Raw genomic sequence first — 19,181 nt, 5'->3', positions numbered from 1 at the left:
GCCTGCGCCACTGCCCGTGGCGCATGCCTGGCATGGTCCCGGCCGCGCCGGTGGGCTTTTGTGAGATCACCCGATTCTTTCCATGAGCGCAGAACACACGACCCCCGACGACCAGCCCCAGCCCCACGTCACCGCCGCTGACGGCTATGGCGAGGGGGCCATCCAGATCCTGGAGGGCCTGGAGGCGGTGCGCAAGCGCCCGGGCATGTACATCGGCGACACGTCCGACGGCACCGGGCTGCACCATCTGGTCTTCGAGGTGGTGGACAACTCCATCGACGAGGCCCTGGCCGGCCATTGCGACGACATCGTGGTGACCATCCATACCGACAACTCCATCAGCGTGGTGGACAACGGGCGCGGCATCCCCACCGGCATCAAGTGGGACGACAAGCACGAGCCCAAGCGCAGCGCCGCCGAAATCGCGCTGACCGAGCTGCACGCCGGCGGCAAGTTCAACCAGAACAGCTACAAGGTCTCGGGCGGCCTGCACGGCGTGGGCGTGAGCTGCGTGAATGCCCTGTCGAAGTGGCTGCGCCTGACGGTGCGCCGCGAGGGCAAAGTCCACACCCTCGAATTTGCCCGCGGGCAGGTGCAAAACCGCCTCATCGAGGTGGTCGATGGGGTGGAGGTCTCGCCCATGCGCGTGACCGGCACCACCGAGAAGCGCGGCACCGAAGTGCACTTCCTGCCCGATACCGACATCTTCCAGCAGAACAACGACTTCCACTACGAGATCCTCTCCAAGCGGCTGCGCGAGCTCAGTTTCCTGAACAACGGCGTGCGCATCCGCCTCAAGGACGAGCGCAGCGGCAAGGAGGACGATTACTCCGGCGCCGGCGGCGTGCGCGGCTTCGTCGAGTTCATCAATGCCGGCAAGAAGGTGTTGCACCCCACGGTGTTCCATGCCACGGGCGCGCGCCCGGCCGACAGCTATGGCGGCATTCCGGGCACCGAAATTGGCGTGGAAGTGGCCATGCAGTGGAACGATGGCTACAACGAATCGGTGCTGTGCTTCACCAACAACATCCCGCAGCGCGATGGCGGCACACACCTCACGGGCCTGCGCGCGGCCATGACGCGCGTCATCGGCAAATACATCGCCGACAACGAGCTGGCCAAGAAAGCCAAGGTGGAGGTCAGCGGCGACGACATGCGCGAGGGCCTGTGCTGCGTGCTCTCGGTCAAGGTGCCCGAGCCCAAGTTCAGCAGCCAGACCAAGGACAAGCTGGTGAGCAGCGAGGTGCGCGCGCCGGTGGAAGACATCGTGGCCAAGGCGCTGACCGAATACCTGGAAGAACGGCCCAACGACGCCAAGATCATTTGCGGCAAGATCGTCGAGGCCGCGCGGGCGCGCGAAGCCGCGCGCAAAGCGCGCGAGATGACGCGCCGCAAGGGCGTGCTCGACGGCATGGGCCTGCCCGGCAAGCTGGCCGATTGCCAGGAAAAAGACCCGGCCCTGTGCGAAATCTACATCGTCGAGGGCGACTCGGCCGGCGGCAGCGCCAAGCAGGGGCGCGACCGCAAGTTCCAGGCCATCCTGCCGCTGCGCGGCAAGATCCTCAACGTGGAGAAGGCCCGCTACGAGAAGCTGCTGTCCAGCAACGAAATCCTGACCCTCATCACCGCGCTGGGCACTGGCATCGGCAAAGCCAGCGCCGCCGATGAATACAACCCCAAGGCCAAGAGCGGGGCCGACGACTTCAACATCGACAAGCTGCGCTACCACCGCATCATCATCATGACCGACGCGGACGTGGACGGCGCACACATCCGCACCCTGCTGCTGACCTTCTTCTACCGCCAGATGCCCGAGCTGGTCGAGCGTGGCCACATCTACATCGCGCAGCCGCCGCTGTACAAGGTCAAGGCCGGCAAGGAGGAGCTCTACCTCAAGGACGCGGCCGCGCTCGATGCCTTCTTGCTGCGCATCGCCCTCAAAGACGCCAAAGTGCTGACCGCGGCCGAAGGCGGCACGGTGCTCGAAGGCGACACGCTGGCCGAACTGGCCCGCAAGCACCAAGTGGCCGAGAACGTGATCGCGCGCCTGAGCGCCTTCATGGACGCCGAGGCCCTGCGCGCCATCGCCGACGGCGTGGCCCTGAACCTGGACGACATGGCGCAGGCCGCCGCCAGCGCCGCCGCTTTGCAAGCCGCGCTGCGCGAACTCAACACCACCGGCACGCCGGCCGAAGTGAGCGCCGAATTCGACGTGCACGCCGACAAGCCGCTGCTGCGCATCAGCCGCCGCCACCACGGCAACGTCAAGAGCAGCGTCATCACGCAGGACTTCGTTCACGGGGCCGACTATGCCGCCCTGGCCGAAGCCGCGGCCACCTTCGCCCACCTGCTGGGCGAAGGCGCCAAGGTCATGCGCGGCGAAGGCGAGCGCCAGAAAGAGGAGCGCGTCAGCGACTTCCGCCAGGCCATGCGCTGGCTCATTGCCGAAGCCGAGCGCAGCACCAGCCGTCAGCGCTACAAGGGGTTGGGCGAGATGAACCCCGAGCAACTCTGGGAAACCACCATGGACCCGGAAGTGCGCCGCCTGCTGCAAGTGCGCATCGAAGACGCCATCGAAGCCGACAAAGTGTTCACCATGCTCATGGGCGACGACGTCGAGCCACGGCGCGAGTTCATCGAGGCCAATGCGCTGCGGGCGGGCAATATTGATGTGTGAGTGGGCTTTTGCCTCAAGCCAAATCCGCGAAGTGTGAGCGTGGCAGCATCCAACGGCCGGGTTGTCCGGGCAGTTCGATAAAACCGAAGTGCTGGTAGAACGCAGCCGCTTTCGGGGATTTGGCATCCACCACGATGGCGGCGACCGCCAGCGTTTGACTGGCTGCGGCCACTCGCTTGCACGCATCGGCCAGCAGGATCGAACCGAGTCCCTGGCCCTGAAACGGCTGGCTCACGGCCAAACGACCGAGCAACGCGACCGGCACCGGGTAGCGAGGCAATTTCTTGCGCCACTTTTCGGGTAGCGTGTCTGCCGCGACGCTGTTTGCGCTGAGCGTGTAGAAACCTGCCACCACCTGTGGTCGCTCAAGAGCTGAGGCCACAAAAACCCGCGCGATGCCCCGCTTGATGTCTTGGCCGGCGTAGCGTTGCAGGTATTCGTCGAGCGCCAACTCGCCACACTTGAATTCAGCTGTCTGCGCGTCGGCGGTAAGCGGCTGAATGGAATAAGTCATCTACTGCACGTGCTTGGCGTGGCGCTGGAACGCGCGCTGCAACGCCGGGTTGGCTGTGGCCGGTGTATCCAGTGCATCCAGGAAAGCCGCGAAATCATTCTGAGACAGGGTGATGGCCTCATACGCCTGAACAACCGACTGCGCCTGTTCGACCGCGTTGCGCAGCACAAATTCGGACACGCTCATATGGGTATAGGCTGCTGCTTTGTCGAGCAGTCGGCGCATCTCCCGATCGCAGCGGATGTGCAGGCGTGTGTCTTTGGTAAGGGTTGGCATGGCAGCCTCCAGAGGTTTGCTTCGCCTATTGTGCGCCATTTGTACGCACGCAGTCAAGTTGCAGTCTTGTCCAACGAGGCATGAGATTGCAGGGCGATCTGGGTCGATCATTTTGACCTTGCCCCTGCTAAGGGGGGTGCTTAGCCCTTGATGAAAATGACGACAAGGAGAGAAGCCATGAGTGATAAGCAGGTGCGCGCGCGGTACACGCGGGTCTCGTTGAGCGACTTACACAGCGATTTGCGCCATGGCATCGGTTCATTCGATCCGGCGTAGCAGGCCCAATTCGTAGGGCACGGTGCGCAGCTCGTGAGCCGTCAGCACAGAGCCTTCTGGCAGCCGGCGCAGCAATCGCACCACCAGGGCCTCATCGCCCATGTTCATGCTGATCGTGATGCGGCGTGTAGGGACGTTGTGGCCCAGCAGTTGGCTGAGCCATTCAGCCGTGCTGGCATGGCCGATGGCAGACTCGAAGCCTTGTGCCGCCCACTGCCGCGCCTCTTCCAACGACAACGGACCGACAAAGCGCCACAACCCCCAGGCGGTCAGGATGGGGCTGTTGATGAGCCAGCGACGCGCCTCTGAGGGCGAATGTGAGGAGGGGAAGGATGGATTGGAGCCAGTAGACATGGTTTTCAAAATCTGTGCTTGTCGCGCCCATGCAGGTACATGCCTTTGTCGGTCGACAGCGTAGGAAAATCCTGTATCCCGCGAAGCGGTCGGGCTTGTATCGTGCCGCAGACTGGGGCCCACAGGGCCAGGCCGCAAGCTTGTGGTGTCAGGTTTGTGCAGACTCGCATGGCATACTGTGATTCAAGTCACACACACAGGCGCTCGCAACGGCGAATGCCTGACAGATAGAACATCGCCGCGCGAGCATTTTCGATGTCTGGCATTGTTTCCCGCCGCATCCTGCTGGTTGTCACGGGCCTGAGCCCGCAAGTCGTCACCGAAACGACCTACGCGCTTGCGGTGGGTTATGCCGGGCAAGCATGCTGGGTCCCTACCGAGGTTCATCTGATCACCACCACCCGCGGCGCGGACAACGCTCGGCTGCAATTGCTGCATCCGGTCAGCGGCTGGTTCCATCGCTTGCGGCAGGACTACGGCCTGCCAGCGATCCATTTCGATGAAAGCTCGATTCATCTGATCGAGCGGCCGGATGGTACGGCGCTGGATGACATCCGAGACGACGACGACAACCGCCTCGCCGCTGACACCATCGCCGAATGGGTGCGACGCTTCACGCAGGATCCACACAGCGCGGTGCATGCCAGCATCGCGGGTGGACGTAAGACGATGGGTTTCTTCCTGGGCTACGCCATGAGCCTGTATGGCAGGCCGCAGGATCGCCTCAGCCACGTGCTGGTCAGCAGCCCCTACGAATCCTCCCCGGAATTTTTCTACCCCACGCCGCAGTCGCAAGTCATCCGGCGTCCTGGCAGTGCCAATGAGGTGCTCGATGCCGCCCAGGCGCGCGTCTGGCTGGGTGACATTCCTTTTGTGCGCTTGCGTTCGGCGCTTCCCCGGGAAATGCGCGAGCGCACTGACATCGCTTTTGCCGAATCCGTTCGGGCCGTGCAAGCCAGCGTGGTGCCGTCTCTGATGTTGGACCGTCAGCAAAGGCGGGTGCTGGCAGGGGGGGTGACCATCAGGCTGGAACCGGCAGATTTGGCATTTCTTGCCTGGGCGCTGGAAAGGCATCTGCAAGGCCGACCGCTACAGCGCCACCGCCGGCTCAACCAACCCGAAGCCCGGTCGGATGCCGAGGAATATCTGGCTCAGTATGCAAGCCTGGGCGACGACCCCGCTGATACCGGCACGCGTACCCATGGGCGGCTCAGCAAGGAACGCGGCCTGCTCATGGGTTTCTTTGACGAGCGCCGCTCCAAGATCAAACGGGCCTTCACCGCAGCGCTGGGCGAGGGCCACGCCCAAGCCTATTTGCTGCAACGCTGCGGACCACGTGGGCGCAGCGAATATCGCTTCAGTCTCGACCCATCTTCCATCACATTGCGTTAAATTCACCATGACGACCCTGATTTCCTTTCTGGGCAAGAGTCAGCTCGACAGCCGGCAGGGCTACCGAACGGTGCGCTACCGCTTCCCCAATGGCCAGCAGCGTGAAACCGCCTACCTTGGCCTGGCGCTGGCCGAGCACCTACAGGTCGGGCGCATCCTGCTGCTGGGCACGCCTTCCAGCATGTGGGATCTGCTGGTGGAGTCCACCGTCGGGGACGGCGCCGATGAAGCCTTGCGCCTGGAGCTGATGGAGGCGGTGCGTGCTGGGAGCGTCACCGAGGCGCTGCTGGAGGCGCTGCGCCCTGCGTTGCAGCGGCGCATGGGCCGCCCGGTGGCCACGTTGCTGATTCCGTATGCGACGGACTTCGCCGACCAGCAGGCGCTGCTGGAGCGTTTGGCCGACCAGTTCGCCCGCGGAGAGCGGGCCGTGCTAGACGTCACCCACGGCTTTCGCCACCTGGCGATGCTGGGCCTGAGTGCGGCACGCTACCTGGCCCATGCAGGTGGCGTCAGCGTTGAGGCAATCTATTACGGCGCGCTGGACATGACCGTAGACGGCATCACACCGGTCGTAGAGCTGTCGGGTCTGGCGCACGTGCAGGAGTGGGCTGAAAGCCTGGCCGCCGTGGAAGCCAGCGGGGATTTGACACGGCTGGCGCCGCTGCTGGAGCGCGACGGCCTGCCGCCTGAGCACGTCAAGGCGCTGGTGCGCGGGTGGCAGTTGCTGGGCATCATGAACGTGGCCGATGCCGCCCGTACGCTGCGCCCGGTGGTGCGGGCTCTGGACGAGCCGCTGAAAGGGGCGGCCCAACTTTATCAAGAGCAACTCATCCGCCACCTGCGCTGGGTGAAGGCCAATGGCCTGCACGAACAGTTGCGGCTGCTGGCCCTACAGGCCCTGCGTCGTGGCGACCTGCTGCGCACGGCTTTGCTGGGGCTGGAGAGTTTTCTCGCGCGGGAGGTGGTCAACGCTGGGGGCGACCCGCTGGACTACCGGGCACGCGAGCGCGCTGCCGAACAATTCAAGCAGGATCTGCGCGAGGGCAAACACCCGGAATGGAAGCGCAGCGCCTATAAACTGCTCAACAACGTGCGCAACGCGCTGGCACATGCCACGCGACCGTCCCATGACCAGCATGCCGAGCTGATGCAAAACCCCGAGCGGCTGCGCCGCGAGTTGGAAGCCACGCTAAGTCGGCTGACCAATACGCCTGCCTGATCGGGTGCCACAAGCTTGTTGAATCGCTCCTGACTTCCATGCTTCGGCTAAGGTGACGCCTATGACCACGATGATCGATTCCCCCGCACTGCCCGCCACGGCGGCCAACCGCATGCAGACCTACACCTTGGAACTCAAATTCCTCATACCGGCTTTCATGGGCGATGCCGAGCAAAGCGGCCGCTGGCGCACGCCGCCGTTCAAGGCCCAACTGCGGCAGTGGTGGCGGGTGGTCTATGCCCAGGACGCGCAGTTCAAGCCGAGCGTCGAGGCCATGCGCCGCGAGGAGGGGCTGCTGTTCGGGCACGCATGGTTGGAGGATGACTTCTTCACGCGCGATGGCAAGCGCATCAAGACATCGGCCCGACGCAGCGAAGTGCGTTTGCGGCTCGACAAGTGGAACGAGGGTGGCCTGCGGGCAGCCCACTGGTCGGCGCTCGGTACGGTCACGCACCCGGAGGTACGCCAGGCTGTGGCAAGCGACCTTTACCTTGGCTACGGGCCGGTCGTTCTTCCTCGGGGTGCGCAGCGGCCCACCTTGAAAGCCAATGCCGCCATCCAAGCGGGCGAATCGGCTGTTCTGTCTGTCGCAGTGCCCGCGGAGCATGCCGATCGCATCGAGCAGGCGATGGCGCTGATGCACCGCTACGGCACGGTGGGCGGACGCAGCCGCAACGGCTGGGGCTCCTACAGCCTGCTCCCTCTCCCCCCGGGAGAGGGCCGGGGTGAGGGCAAAGTGCTGCCGCTGCGCGACTGGAGGGCCTGTCTCGATCTCGACTGGCCGCATGCGATTGGCAAGGACGAGAAAGGCCCGCTCGTCTGGCAGACCCAGCCGCACGCGGATTGGCGGGCGCTCATGAAAACGCTCGCGATCATCAAGATCGGGCTCCGGACGCAGTTCGAATTCCCGAATGACCGACCCGACGGCGCCGTCCACGATCGGCATTGGTTGAGCTACCCGGTGACCACGCACCATGTCAATTCGTGGAGGCAGAACAACCTCCGCCTGCCCAACCAACTTCGCTTCAAGGTGCGTGAGGCCACCGACGGCCAACAGCTGGTCGGCGTCATTTTTCACATGCCGCACCTGCCGCCGCCGGCGTTTCATCCCAACCGCACCGCCGTCGAGCGTGTATGGCAGCAGGTGCACGCCTTCCTGGACGCCCCGACTCAGCCACTTAGCCGCATCAAGGACTGAAGCCATGACACACGACCACCTTTGGCAAACCAAGCTCGCCGCCCGCATCCACGACCCGGCGGAAAAGGCCCTTGTCCTGCTGCGCGACCCGGCTGGGCACGAGGGCGGCACCAGCCGCGCGCTCACACGCTTGCTCGGATTCGATCAGCTCCCCGAGCACATTGATCCGGATAACGACGAGGCGCTCTCGGCCACACTGTTCAGGAAAGGCCTGCCGCGTGGGATCTACCGCCATGTGCAGCGTGCCGACTGGTGGGCCGCCGCGGCAGATCGGCCTCAATGGCCCATGCAGCAGGTCTCGGTCCACACGAAGACGGGTGAACAAAAAGTCGTGGCCGTGGCCCCTTGGGCGCAAGTGCGCTGGACGCAAAAGCCCGTGCTGATTCATCCGCTCACCGGTGCGCAGTTCGATCTTGGGCGACTTGGCGAGACGGACATCAATGACCTCAAGGAACGCAGCTTTGCGCACTTTTCCGGCTTGCTGAAGGCCCTGGGCGCTGAAGGCGATGCCCCCCAGGACTGGCGCAAGACGTTGCTGGCCTACTGGCGCTTCGGCCCCGACCTGGCCGAGACTCAGGACAACGGCAAGCTGGGGGCCTTGTGGCCGCTCTTGCCCGCCGACACGCGCGTGCCGGATCACTCCATCTGGGATCACCTGGATTTGACCAGCGCCTTTGCCGGCGCGTTTACCGCCGACCCGCAGGGCGAAGCGGCGTTGCTGGCGCTGTCCATCGGTCCGGTGCAAGGTTTCATCGCCGCGGCACGCTCCACGTCCGACCTCTGGGCCGGCTCGCATCTGCTGTCGCGCCTGGCGTGGGAGGCGATGCGCCCGGTGTGCGAGGCGCTGGGCCCCGATGCCATTCTTTTTCCGCGGCTGCGCGGCATCCCGCAGGTCGATCTGTGGCTGCGCGATCAGATGGGTCTGCCACCCAAGCTGTTCGAAGGCTGCGAATGGATGCAGGGTGGCACCGATGCCAACCCACTCTTTTCTGCGGCGCTGCCCAACCGTTTCGTGGCGGTGGTGCCCGCCAGTCGCGCCCAAGCGATCGCCGAAGAGGTCACCCAGGCGGTGCGGCAGTGGCTGACTCGACAGGGTGAAGAGGTCGTGCGTCGGTTACTGGAAGTCGCCGGCTTCGACCCCAGCGCCACCCCCACACCTTTCGAGCAGATGCGCGCGCAGCTGGCCGGCTTTCCGGAGGTGCACTGGGCGGCAGTGCCGTTCTCACTGATCCGGACGCGTAACGAGGACAAGCAAACCGACCTCGATGTTGGCGGCCTGCTGAGTGCGATGGCCCCCTTCTTCGGCGTGGCGCCGGGCCAGTTTTGCGGCTTCCTGGATACGCCGGCATGGAAGGTCTTGGCGCAGAACATCGAATGGGCGGACGGCACCACGTTCTTTGCACCCAACCCAGGGGTGCTGTATCCGGCGGTGTATGACCTGGCCGAGCGTGTGCTGGCCGCGGCCAAGGCGGCCCGCACCTTCGAGCAGCAAGCGCAGCAGGGCTGGCGCGATTCGCTCTCGGGCGAAGTGGAGTGGCTGACCACCGACCGCGCCCAGCTTGCCTTGCCGCCCGGACAGCGCACCGACACCCTGTGGACGCGCGTGGCCGATCGCAAGCCGGCCTGGGCGAAGGAAGGCGAGCATCTCGGGGCCCTCGCAGCGATCAAGCGCCTGTGGCCGACACTCTTCGCCGGGGAGGCGAGCCAGGCCATCGACAGGGAAGTGGGCCGCTTCGTCGTCTCCACCCACACGATGGCACTTGCCCACCAGCTCGACCAATGGCTTGAGCGCGGCGGCCATACCGCGCCCGGCACCGCAGAAAAGCTCAAGGATGCCGAACCGGTTGCTCTGCCGCGCCGGCTCACGCGCCGGCACGCCAAAAATCCGGCGCTCGACGACGCCAAGCACTTGCCGGGGCTGCTGGAGGCGGCACCCAGCGACGAGGACAAAAAACTGTCTGACGCCGAGAAGCTGCTCAAGAAAACCCTGGGCACGGCACTGAATCAGGACGAGGCCAAGCTCGAAACCTACTACGCCATGCTGATGATGGATGGCGACCGCATGGGTGCCATTCTCTCGGGCGATGGCAAGACCTCAATCACCTATCGCCAGAGCTTTCACCCGCAGGTGCAAGCCGGGTTCGATCAACACGCCGCCCGACAACAGCGTATCCAGCAATACGGTGCGCAGAAGCGCCCGGTATCGCCCAATCGCCATCTGGCCATCTCCGGCGCGCTCAACGACTTCTCGCAGACCGTCGTGCGCCACGTCGTCGAGGAAGAGCATCTGGGCCGCGTCATCTACGCCGGTGGCGACGATGTGCTGGCCATGCTGCCAGTGGCTGACCTGTTGCCATGCATGCAGCAGTTGCGCCATGCCTATTCCGGCACATTGCCCGAGGACGAGTCCAAGGACTGGGGCGACCTGCGCAAGGACCGCGACAAGTTGCACTGCAAGGGCGGCTTCGCCTGGTTGCGCGGTCGGCTGATGCGCATGATGGGCGAGCACGCCACCGCCTCCACCGGCGCCTTGATTGCTCATCACCAGGCACCGCTGGCTGCGGTGCTGCGCGAGCTGCGCGCTGCCGAAAAACGCGCCAAGAGCGAAGGTGGGCGCGATGCGTTTTCCATCACCGTCATCAAACGTTCCGGCGGGGCACTGTATCTCACGGCCCAATGGGGCGAGCCGCTGGCGCTGCTGGGGGATTTGATCGAATTCCTGCGCGACGAGGGCACATCGCGACGCGCGGTCTATCACAGTCTCGAGTGGTTGCGCGACTTGCCAGATCCGTACCACGCGCCCGAGATGCACGAGTCACTGCTGTCTTATCAGCTTGCACGACAGTCTCGCGGCCATGCCTCCAAAGGGGCCCCCCATATCGCCAAGCGGCTCACAAAACTGGCCGCTCAACGGGGAGACAACGGGCGCGTGTGGCTCGCCAATTTTCTGTCCGTGGCCGAATTCCTGGCCCGCGAAACCCGGGGCAAACCGAAGTCCACGACCCAATTGGAGAAGCAAGCCGCATGAATACCGTGTTTCTTGAGCCGCTGGATGTGCTGTTTCTGCGCGGCAACAAGCTCTTTGGCGAGGCGGGCAGCTTTGGCGAATCGCTCGTGCCGCCGTGGCCTTCAGTGGCGGCTGGTGCATTACGCTCGCGCCTGCTTGCTGATGCCGGGGTGGACAGGGTTGACTTCGCCAACGGCCACATCGAACACCCTGAATTGGGCACACCCAGTACCCCGGGAGCGTTCACCGTCACTGCCTTTCATTTGGCGCAGCGGCGGGCGAACGGGGCGGTTGATTTGCTCATGGCCCCGCCGGCGGACCTGGTGGTGAGCAAAGGCGACGAAGGTGGCCTGCACGTTAGGGCATTGGCACCCACTGCGCTGAATGGCCGCAGCCTGGCGTCTTCTGCCCCGCTGCCGCTGATGCCCGTGCTGCCTGAGCCCACACGCAGCAAGCCTGAGGGCGGCCTATGGCTGACCGAGAGTGGCTGGCGCACCTACCTGGCTGGGCTGATCCCTGGCCCAGACCAATTCCTCCCAGCGTCTGCGCTATGGACGCTGGATACGCGCGTCGGCGTGGGTCTGAGTGCCGAGATGCGCCGCGCCGACGACGGCAAGCTCTTTGCCGTGCAGGCCGTAGCCATGGTCAAGCGAGGCATGCCGCTGCCGCTCAGAGGCGGTTTTCGACAGCCAGCGGACTACGACGTCGGCTTTCTGGCCGCTGTGGCCGGTGCGCAAACACCTCGCTCGGGTACCCTACGTTTGGGCGGCGATGGGCGCGCCGCAGCCGTGCATGCCATCGATAAGCCCTTGCCGCAGCCCGACTATGCAGCCATTGTTCGAGCCGGGCGCTGTCGCCTGGTGCTCACCACGCCGGGGCTGTTTGTACAAGGCTGGCTGCCCACTGGCATGAGCCAGAGGGTGGATGGCAGCTACCGCTTCGAACTGCACGGCGTAAGCGGACGGTTTGTCTGCGCAGCGGTGTCGCGGACCGAAGTGGTCTCAGGCTGGGATCTGGCACAGCGGCGGCCCAAGCCCGCCCAGTCTGCGGCTCCTGCCGGCAGCGTCTATTGGCTCGATGAGCTCCAGACCAGCCCCGAGGCACTCGCCAAGCTTGTCGAGCGCGGCCTATGGAGCGACATCTGCGAAGATGAAGCACGCCGCGCCGAGGGGTTCAACCGCGTGGCCATCGCGCCGTGGACACAGTTTTGATGCCAATCACCTGATTCCCTGATTGATTTCCGTCCCGAGGTAATACACCATGTTCCAACAACAAGCCGCCGTCTTTTTCTATGCCGTCAGCCCTGTGCACATGGGTGCGGGCCAGGCCATCGGCGTCATCGACAACCCCATCCAGCGCGAGCGCCACACCGGGCACCCCTGCTTTGCAGGCAGCGGCATCAAGGGAGCCGTGCGGCACGGCTTCGTGGCGCTGGGGGGTAATAGCGATCACCTTGTTCGCCTATTTGGCCCTGAGGCTGGCGCTCCAGAGTTGCACGCGGGCGCCGTCTCGTTCGGCGATGCGCAAACCGTCTGCCTGCCACTGCGCTCACTGCGTGGCGGCTACGTCTATGCCACCTGCCCGCAGGCCCTGGCGCGTGCGCAGCGGCTGCTCCAACTGGTGGGCGTGTCGCTGAATTGGCCGGAGCTTCCTCCCTTGGCCGAAGGCGAATGCCTGCTGGTCAACCCCGACCTGCTGACCGGTGACAAGCTTCACCTGGAAGCCTTCGAATACACCGCCAAAGACCAGGCCAGCCCCGCGCTCAAGGCCGTGGCCGAATGGCTCGCAACCAACGCCTTGCCAGGGCATGACGGTTACAAGTTTTTCGCCGACAAGCTCAAGCGCGACCTCGTCGTCCTCTCCGACACCGACTTCGCCCACTTTGCCGAACACGCCATGCTCGTAGAGGCCCATGTGCGCATCGACGACGAAACCGGTACCGCCAGCGAAGGGGGGCTTTTCTACACCGAGAACCTGCCCCCTGAATCGCTGCTCGTAGCCCCCCTCATGGCCAGCCAGACCCGCACCGGCCGCTCCGATGACAAACTCGACGCCGAGCTCGTCATGACGCACATGAGAACCTTGCTGGATCAGCAACTGCTACAAATCGGGGGCGATGCGACGACAGGCCGTGGCCTGGTCGTTGTCAAAGTCGTGGAGGGCCAGTGAGATGAGCACCCTGTCGCTAAAAAAACCACAACCATCGGCTACACCGCCTTCCGCTACAGCCGGCCGAATGACGCTGGAGCAGCGCCGTGCCCAAGACGCTTGGCAGCGTGCCCAGCGTTACACCCAAGAGCACGTCAAAATCGCCAAGGCCCTGCCGGCGCTCATCATCAACTCGGGGCTCATGCAGGTCTTGGCGTTTTGCCACCAGAAAAACGACAAACACGAGCTCGTGGCCTCCGATTTGCGGGCGTGGCTCCAATCTCGCTTTCCACAACTGCTGCGTTCGAGCGATTTCAGCACGTTCATGGAGGCGCTGATGCAAGCCAGCCCCCGGGACTTTCAGGCCGTCACCGCCGAAGCTTTCGCATGGCTGAAATGGATGCGGCAGATGGCTGCAGCACGGGTGAAAGGAGACTGACATGCCAGTGGCTGCCGTGCCCGAGTACTTGGGCAGTGATTTCACGGACGCCTCACCGGCCTTGCGGTTTGGGATGTACCTCAACCTATGGGGCGTCAACCGTCGTACGCGGGAAGTTCTGTGGACCACACATGACATTGACAGCGATGTCCGTGGGCAGGAACGACAGGAACGCGACATCAGAGTCGAAAACAAGACTTCTGCGCTGAGGGAGAGTGGTCGGCTGACCGAGCGAGACAAAAGCCTCATGCTGGCCTTGTCGCGGCGGCTTGAATCCTGCGCCCGCACAGTACCCCCGGGCGCTCTGCTGCGCCTTCAGGCCCACGCCAAGGCACCGTTTACCACGGGCCTGGGTAACGAGCACCCCCTGGAAAACGGCTTTGCCTTCCTCAACCCCTATGGCCTGCCATACCTCCCGGGTTCGGGCGTCAAGGGCGTGTTGCGCCGGGCTGCGCAGGAGCTGGCCGACGGTTTGTGGAGCGACGCCCACGGCTGGAGTCACGAAACCATCGCCGCCATCGACAAACCCAAAGTAGGCCTGTCGGTCATCGACGTGCTGTTTGGCCGCGAGCCTGCTGGTGGCGAGACTGAACACGTGCGCGGCGTGCTCAGCTTCTGGGACGTGATCCCGCAGATCGTCGGCGATCGGTTGCTGGTGGAGGTCATGACCCCGCACCAATCGCACTACTTCCAACAAAAACGCGATCTCAAAAGCGGCAACAGCTCCACGCCCCACGACAGCGGCCAACCCAACCCCATCAGCTTCCTGACTGTGCCGCCAAAGTCAGCGTTCTCCTTCATCGTCGCTTGCGACGTGGCGCGTCTAGGGCGGCTGGTGCCCGATCTGCTGAAGGACGAGCAAGGGCAGCCGCGCTGGAAACACCTCCTCATTGCCGCCTTCGAGCACGCCTTCCAGTGGCTGGGCTTCGGAGCCAAGACGGCGGTTGGCTACGGCGCCATGGCCATGGACCGAGAGGCGCTGCATCGCGCCCTACAGGCCGAGCAGCAGGCGGCAGAGCAGGCCCGCCGCGAAGCCGAGCTCAGCGCGTTGAGCGAAAACCAGCGCACTATTGCCCAATTGCAGCAAAAGCTGCAACAACGGCAACAGGAGCTGCGCGGGCGCAAGGAAAACTGGGGGCAGGCGCTGACCAGTGCTGTCCAAGCCACAGTCGCGCAGGCCAAAAACGAGTCCTGGACTGCCCAGGAGCGGCATCAACTTGCGCGGATGCTCATGCAATGGCTGCCACAAGCCATTCAAATCGACTGGAAAGACGCCCGCAAAAAACTGGGAATAGGCGACTGGCTTACCACCCCTGAAGCGCCAACATCATGAACATTCCAGCGCCTCTGCAACCGCGTGACGAATTGCCGATAGCGCGATACCGGTTTGTGGCGCGGGCGCATCGAAGCCTGCCGCTGCCGGAGTATGCCGGCTCGTTGCTGCGAGGGGTTTTTGGCGCCGCGTTGCGCCAAATCACCTGCCTTACCGGGCAAAAAACATGCCCCAACTGCCCCTTGTATGTGCGCTGCCCGTACCCGGCCATCTTTGAAACGCCACCTCAGGCCACCTCACTGCGGCAGCAGTTCAGCCAAGCCCCTTGCCCCTATGTCATAGAACCCCCTCCACTGGATACCCCGGCCATCCCGGCAGGGCAGACGCTTGAGTTTCACATGGTGCTCATCGGCACCGAGACCCTGCGCCAGTTACCCCTCATCATACGTGCGTGGCGCATTGCGCTGGAACACGGGCTAGGCAGCAGGCGGGCCCCACTGCAACTCGAACGGGTTCAATGGTGCCGGCCTCATCAGCAGTTTCACGACGTATGGACACACGCCAGCAACCAGGTGGCCCCACATCCAGCCATGCTGCCCATCCATACGCTACCGCAAGGGTGCCGTACCCTGCGCCTGCACATCACCACCCCGCTTCGGTTACAACGCCAAGGCACCCCGCTGCGTCCGCATGAACTGTCGGCGCGAGCCCTCTTGCTGGCTGCCCTGCGGCGAGCCAGCCTCATGCTGGAATTGCATCTACACCGCCCAGCGCCGCCCGATGCCACGTCAGTACTGAGCCTGCTACCCCATATTGAGGAAGACCGCACTGCACTGCACTGGCGCGACTGGAGTCGCTACTCCAGCCGCCAAAAGCAGGAAATGACGCTGGGCGGCGCAATAGGCGCATGGACCCTGCATGCGCCAGCGTGGGACGACATATGGCCGTGGCTGTGGCTGGGCCAATGGCTTCATCTGGGTAAAAATGCCACCATGGGCATGGGTGCTTACCGCCTTGAAATGGAGCCGTGTTTTGAGTAAGGTATGCGAGTTCCCACAAACCTCCACAAGCACTTCCGTAAGTGCATGTGTGGCAATGATTTTTTGTGCGGTGCAGTCCGGACAAAGCCCTGATATCAAAGGGATTAAGACGTGGCGTTTTGCATGATGATGCTCCGATGATTGTCCGGACAAAGCCCTGATATCAAAGGGATTAAGACCAATATCGCCCGCGCGAGTTTTGCCCAGATATTGCGTCCGGACAAAGCCCTGATATCAAAGGGATTAAGACTTGGGCGCTTTGCGACGGCTTTTCGTCCGGACAAAGCCCTGATATCAAAGGGATTAAGACAGCCCGGCCGGTAGAAGGTGACGCGGGCGATGGGTCCGGACAAAGCCCTGATATCAAAGGGATTAAGACTCGGCCACTTCCTCGATATGCACGCCGATCTGTGTCCGGACAAAGCCCTGATATCAAAGGGATTAAGACCCAGTAGCGACGGAAGACTTCGAGCACCCCGTCCGTCCGGACAAAGCCCTGATATCAAAGGGATTAAGACCAGGTCTGGCCTGGCTGCCATTGCCCATTCCCGGTCCGGACAAAGCCCTGATATCAAAGGGATTAAGACGCCTCTTTGGCGATGCGACTGTGCATGCCCACCGTCGTCCGGACAAAGCCCTGATATCAAAGGGATTAAGACATTCCCTTCGGCCCCCATTCCCATGCAGGCCAAAGTCCGGACAAAGCCCTGATATCAAAGGGATTAAGACGGCAGATGTCTGCCAGCACGACTTCGAGTTCGGTCCGGACAAAGCCCTGATATCAAAGGGATTAAGACCGTTCGGCGGATAACTTGTTGCGCTTGGCTGCCACGTCCGGACAAAGCCCTGATATCAAAGGGATTAAGACAGGGCGTGTGCGATGTTGTTCATGCCGATCAGGGTCCGGACAAAGCCCTGATATCAAAGGGATTAAGACCGCTGCATTCGCGTCGTGCTGGCCAGGTGGCAGTAGGTCCGGACAAAGCCCTGATATCAAAGGGATTAAGACGGTATGGGCCGTGCACCGCAATCGCGTCCTTGTCCGGACAAAGCCCTGATATCAAAGGGATTAAGACGTTCTTAAGCGCCTCAACCCGGCGCAGTACGAACTGTCCGGACAAAGCCCTGATATCAAAGGGATTAAGACATAGTCAGGATCTCCAGAAAGAATTCGGGCAATCGTCCGGACAAAGCCCTGATATCAAAGGGATTAAGACGCTTGAGCATGCTTGACGATCGCGCGGTACATGTCCGGACAAAGCCCTGATTTCGAAGGGATCCGGGCAACTCGACTGATCGTCCGTGCCTCTGGCGAATATTCAGTGGTGCCCACCTTAACAAGCTGACAAGCTTGTGGACTGCCCCGACCAGTGTCTGCAAGCTCAGAATGCTTGCATGTCAGGTCTAAGAAGGAGAGTTCCATGGCGCAGCGTGGCTTGTATCTGGTGTGCTACGACGTATCGTCCAATCGCCAGCGTGTGAAAGTCCAACGGTATTTGGCGCAATACCGCGTCAGTGGCCAAAAATCGGTTTGCGAATGCCTGATGACGCCAGGTGAGGTCATCGACTGTCTGGCGCAGTTGCGGGCAATGATCGACCTGCAAACCGATCGTGTCCATATGCTGGCTCTGGACCCGCGCATGCCACGGGAGGGCTGGGGCAAGGGGCGCCCTTGGGATGGCGGCCCGCTGATGGTGGTCTAGAGACACGGCTGTGGAGGTGAGGCGATGAGCACGCTGTATGTTGACCGCAAGGGGGTGTCTTTGCGACTCGATGGTGGCACTCTTGTGTTTGAGGAGGCGGGCGCGAGGGTGGCGGCCATTCCGCTGGCCCCGCTGGAGCGCGTCGTTTTGCGCGGAGATGTCACGATTTCGGCGAGCCTGCTTGGCAAGCTTGGGCAGTCGGGTATCGGGGTGCTGGTTCTGTCGGGGCGCAAGGCCGAGCCGGCCCTGTTCATGCAGCGGCCCCACTACGACGCGCGGCGTCGGATCCTGCAGTGGCAGCGCTCACTGGATTCCAATTTCCGCCTTGATGTGGCCCGCGATTTGCTTCAGCGCAAGGTGACGGCGCAGCGCCATTTTTTGTTGGAGCGTGCGCAGGATGACCTGATGCACCGTTATGAGTTGCGCACAGCTGCAGAGCGGATGGATGCAGCCTGTCGCACGATGGCTTCGGCCTCGACCCTTGCTGCGCTTCGAGGTGCTGAAGGTGCTGCCGCGCAGGCGTTTTTCATGGGGTATCAGGCGCTGTTTGCGCCGTCGCTGCACTTCAGTGCGCGAAACCGTCGCCCGCCTCAGGACCCCGTGAATGCGGTGTTGTCGTTGGGCTATACGTTGCTTCACGCGGAGGCGGTGTTGCAGGCGCATGCGGTGGGGCTGGACCCATTTGTTGGATTTCTGCATGAGCTTGACTATGGCCGTGAATCCTTGGCCTCTGATTTGGTGGAGCCGCACCGTTGCGGTGTGGAGCGTCTGACTTGGCGCTTGTTTCGCGAGCGTGTGCTGACGGTGGAGCATTTCAGCCGCGTCCAAGGGGCATGTCTGCTGGGCAAGGCAGGGCGTCAGCATTTTTACCGGAGTTGGTCGGATGTTTCTGAAGGTTTGCGCCAGTCGTTGCGTTCAACGTGTTTGACGCTGGTGACGGCTGTGACCGGAGAGGAGGCGCTGGAGGCGCCGGCAACGGTGGAGGGCGATGATGGCTGAGACTGGCCGCAGAGCGTGGGTGGCTGCTTATGACGTGGCGGAGCCGCGGCGGCTGGCGCGGGTACATCGGATGATGTGTCGCCATGCGGTACCGATCGAGTACAGTGTGTTCTGGCTGACAGGCACCCCTACGGCCCGCTTGCGATGCCTGCAGGAGGTGCTGACGGCGTTGGACAATTCGCGGGATGATTTGCGCCTGTACGCCATCGCGGCGCGCGGTTTCAGGGTGCGGCTGGGGGTACCGGTGCTTCCGCAAGGCATTGAGTGGTCCGGGGTGCCGGCGGGCTGGGGCTGGGACGCCGATCATGACATTCCGCTGGACAAGTCCATTGTGGGCTTCAGAGGTAGCGACTGATCGCATGCCTAAAGATGGATAGGGAAGGCGACTGTGGCGAGAAATATCCTGGTTTGTACGGTGGGTGCCAGTTGGGCGGTGGTGCCCGAGGTGTTTGGCTTTGTGGCCCCGGATTTGCTGGCTTTGTATGAGCACCACCCGCAGCGCTCGACTCTTGAGAGCAGTAGGCGCGATCATGCGTTGCAGTCGCCTGATGAACTTTGGCTGATCACTACGGCTGGAAAGCAGACGGAGCACTCGATACGCTGCATTGAGCGTTGGTGGCAGCTCTTGGGCTGGCCGATGCCAATGAGGGTTTGGGTTGCCGAGAT

At 63.1% G+C, this 19,181-nt stretch carries 16 protein-coding genes and 1 CRISPR repeat array; of the genes, 13 read left to right on the top strand and 3 right to left on the bottom strand.

Annotated features, from left to right (window positions below; genetic code table 11):
- Positions 1 to 82 precede the first annotated feature (82 nt).
- Positions 83 to 2,677 carry a DNA topoisomerase (ATP-hydrolyzing) subunit B gene (gene gyrB / locus DFR43_RS03575; protein WP_133595995.1) on the top strand — a complete coding sequence of 865 codons (2,595 nt, stop codon included), beginning with the start codon at positions 83 to 85 and terminating at the stop codon, positions 2,675 to 2,677.
- Positions 2,678 to 2,690: 13 nt separating this feature from the next.
- Here the strand turns inward: gyrB and DFR43_RS03570 are convergent, their stop codons facing one another.
- The 3 genes from DFR43_RS03570 to DFR43_RS03560 all read right to left on the bottom strand — a co-directional run bounded on the left by DFR43_RS03570 (position 2,691) and on the right by DFR43_RS03560 (position 4,097).
- Entirely contained in the window at positions 2,691 to 3,191 is a 501-nt protein-coding gene (locus tag DFR43_RS03570) for a GNAT family N-acetyltransferase (protein ID WP_133595994.1), read from the bottom strand.
- Positions 3,192 to 3,467, bottom strand: a complete 276-nt coding sequence (locus tag DFR43_RS03565) for a type II toxin-antitoxin system TacA family antitoxin (protein WP_133595993.1) — start codon at positions 3,465 to 3,467, stop codon at positions 3,192 to 3,194.
- A 258-nt stretch (positions 3,468 to 3,725) separates the two neighbouring features.
- Entirely contained in the window at positions 3,726 to 4,097 is a 372-nt protein-coding gene (locus tag DFR43_RS03560) for an STIV orfB116 family protein (RefSeq protein ID WP_133595992.1), read from the bottom strand.
- A gap of 255 nt (positions 4,098 to 4,352) precedes the next feature.
- On the opposite strand from DFR43_RS03560, the gene csm6 reads away from it, so the two are divergent.
- From csm6 to DFR43_RS03500, 12 genes are all read left to right on the top strand, one after another.
- Positions 4,353 to 5,489, top strand: a complete 1,137-nt coding sequence (csm6, locus tag DFR43_RS03555; RefSeq protein ID WP_133595991.1) for a CRISPR-associated ring nuclease Csm6 — start codon at positions 4,353 to 4,355, stop codon at positions 5,487 to 5,489.
- Positions 5,490 to 5,496: 7 nt separating this feature from the next.
- Positions 5,497 to 6,708: a TIGR02221 family CRISPR-associated protein gene (gene csx2, locus DFR43_RS03550; protein WP_164499696.1), complete on the top strand. Its 1,212-nt coding sequence runs from the start codon at positions 5,497 to 5,499 to the stop codon at positions 6,706 to 6,708.
- 61 nt (positions 6,709 to 6,769) lie between these two features.
- On the top strand, positions 6,770 to 7,906 hold the full coding sequence (locus tag DFR43_RS03545) for a hypothetical protein (protein ID WP_133595989.1): 1,137 nt from the start codon (positions 6,770 to 6,772) through the stop codon (positions 7,904 to 7,906).
- A 4-nt stretch (positions 7,907 to 7,910) separates the two neighbouring features.
- Entirely contained in the window at positions 7,911 to 10,934 is a 3,024-nt protein-coding gene (gene cas10 / locus DFR43_RS03540) for a type III-B CRISPR-associated protein Cas10/Cmr2 (protein WP_133595988.1), read from the top strand.
- Entirely contained in the window at positions 10,931 to 12,124 is a 1,194-nt protein-coding gene (locus DFR43_RS03535) for a type III-B CRISPR module-associated Cmr3 family protein (protein ID WP_133595987.1), read from the top strand. The genes cas10 and DFR43_RS03535 overlap by 4 nt, the downstream gene beginning before the upstream one ends.
- A gap of 49 nt (positions 12,125 to 12,173) precedes the next feature.
- A complete protein-coding gene (cmr4, locus tag DFR43_RS03530; RefSeq protein ID WP_133595986.1) occupies positions 12,174 to 13,082 on the top strand; it encodes a type III-B CRISPR module RAMP protein Cmr4 in 909 nt (302 codons plus the stop codon).
- Positions 13,083 to 13,149: 67 nt separating this feature from the next.
- Positions 13,150 to 13,500: a type III-B CRISPR module-associated protein Cmr5 gene (cmr5, locus tag DFR43_RS03525; RefSeq protein ID WP_133595985.1), complete on the top strand. Its 351-nt coding sequence runs from the start codon at positions 13,150 to 13,152 to the stop codon at positions 13,498 to 13,500.
- A 247-nt stretch (positions 13,501 to 13,747) separates the two neighbouring features.
- Complete coding sequence (cmr6, locus tag DFR43_RS03520) at positions 13,748 to 14,833, top strand: type III-B CRISPR module RAMP protein Cmr6 (RefSeq protein WP_164499695.1); 1,086 nt, start codon at positions 13,748 to 13,750, stop codon at positions 14,831 to 14,833.
- Positions 14,830 to 15,813, top strand: coding sequence for a CRISPR system precrRNA processing endoribonuclease RAMP protein Cas6 (cas6, locus tag DFR43_RS03515; protein ID WP_133595983.1), 984 nt, complete (start codon positions 14,830 to 14,832; stop codon positions 15,811 to 15,813). The genes cmr6 and cas6 overlap by 4 nt, the downstream gene beginning before the upstream one ends.
- Before the next feature lie 75 nt (positions 15,814 to 15,888).
- Positions 15,889 to 17,098: a CRISPR direct-repeat array (repeat unit 36 nt; unit sequence GTCCGGACAAAGCCCTGATATCAAAGGGATTAAGAC).
- A 136-nt stretch (positions 17,099 to 17,234) separates the two neighbouring features.
- Entirely contained in the window at positions 17,235 to 17,516 is a 282-nt protein-coding gene (cas2, locus tag DFR43_RS03510; RefSeq protein WP_133595982.1) for a CRISPR-associated endonuclease Cas2, read from the top strand.
- A gap of 24 nt (positions 17,517 to 17,540) precedes the next feature.
- Entirely contained in the window at positions 17,541 to 18,515 is a 975-nt protein-coding gene (gene cas1 / locus DFR43_RS03505; protein WP_133595981.1) for a CRISPR-associated endonuclease Cas1, read from the top strand.
- The gene (locus DFR43_RS03500) at positions 18,508 to 18,870 is read left to right on the top strand and encodes a CRISPR-associated endonuclease Cas2 (RefSeq protein WP_211338592.1); all 363 of its coding nucleotides are present in this window, start codon (positions 18,508 to 18,510) and stop codon (positions 18,868 to 18,870) included. Before cas1 ends, DFR43_RS03500 begins: the two co-directional genes overlap by 8 nt.
- Positions 18,871 to 19,181 lie beyond the last annotated feature (311 nt).

Origin of the sequence: Tepidicella xavieri, assembly GCF_004363315.1 — a bacterium.
In the GTDB taxonomy this organism is placed as follows: Bacteria; Pseudomonadota; Gammaproteobacteria; order Burkholderiales; family Burkholderiaceae_C; genus Tepidicella; species Tepidicella xavieri.
This window is presented reverse-complemented; position numbering and strand designations above follow the sequence as displayed.

Excerpts from the sequence above, each read along its gene's own strand:
- DFR43_RS03500 (WP_211338592.1), top strand. The coding sequence starts at position 18,508 with ATGGCTGAGACTGGCCGCAGAGCGTGGGTGGCTGCTTATGACGTGGCG.
- csm6 (WP_133595991.1), top strand. The coding sequence starts at position 4,353 with ATGTCTGGCATTGTTTCCCGCCGCATCCTGCTGGTTGTCACGGGCCTG.
- cas6 (WP_133595983.1), top strand. The coding sequence starts at position 14,830 with ATGAACATTCCAGCGCCTCTGCAACCGCGTGACGAATTGCCGATAGCG.
- cmr5 (WP_133595985.1), top strand. The coding sequence starts at position 13,150 with ATGACGCTGGAGCAGCGCCGTGCCCAAGACGCTTGGCAGCGTGCCCAG.
- DFR43_RS03565 (WP_133595993.1), bottom strand. The coding sequence starts at position 3,467 with ATGCCAACCCTTACCAAAGACACACGCCTGCACATCCGCTGCGATCGG.
- csx2 (WP_164499696.1), top strand. The coding sequence starts at position 5,497 with ATGACGACCCTGATTTCCTTTCTGGGCAAGAGTCAGCTCGACAGCCGG.
- cas1 (WP_133595981.1), top strand. The coding sequence starts at position 17,541 with ATGAGCACGCTGTATGTTGACCGCAAGGGGGTGTCTTTGCGACTCGAT.
- cas10 (WP_133595988.1), top strand. The coding sequence starts at position 7,911 with ATGACACACGACCACCTTTGGCAAACCAAGCTCGCCGCCCGCATCCAC.
- DFR43_RS03545 (WP_133595989.1), top strand. The coding sequence starts at position 6,770 with ATGACCACGATGATCGATTCCCCCGCACTGCCCGCCACGGCGGCCAAC.
- gyrB (WP_133595995.1), top strand. The coding sequence starts at position 83 with ATGAGCGCAGAACACACGACCCCCGACGACCAGCCCCAGCCCCACGTC.
- DFR43_RS03570 (WP_133595994.1), bottom strand. The coding sequence starts at position 3,191 with ATGACTTATTCCATTCAGCCGCTTACCGCCGACGCGCAGACAGCTGAA.
- cmr4 (WP_133595986.1), top strand. The coding sequence starts at position 12,174 with ATGTTCCAACAACAAGCCGCCGTCTTTTTCTATGCCGTCAGCCCTGTG.
- cas2 (WP_133595982.1), top strand. The coding sequence starts at position 17,235 with ATGGCGCAGCGTGGCTTGTATCTGGTGTGCTACGACGTATCGTCCAAT.
- DFR43_RS03535 (WP_133595987.1), top strand. The coding sequence starts at position 10,931 with ATGAATACCGTGTTTCTTGAGCCGCTGGATGTGCTGTTTCTGCGCGGC.
- DFR43_RS03560 (WP_133595992.1), bottom strand. The coding sequence starts at position 4,097 with ATGTCTACTGGCTCCAATCCATCCTTCCCCTCCTCACATTCGCCCTCA.
- cmr6 (WP_164499695.1), top strand. The coding sequence starts at position 13,748 with ATGCTGGCCTTGTCGCGGCGGCTTGAATCCTGCGCCCGCACAGTACCC.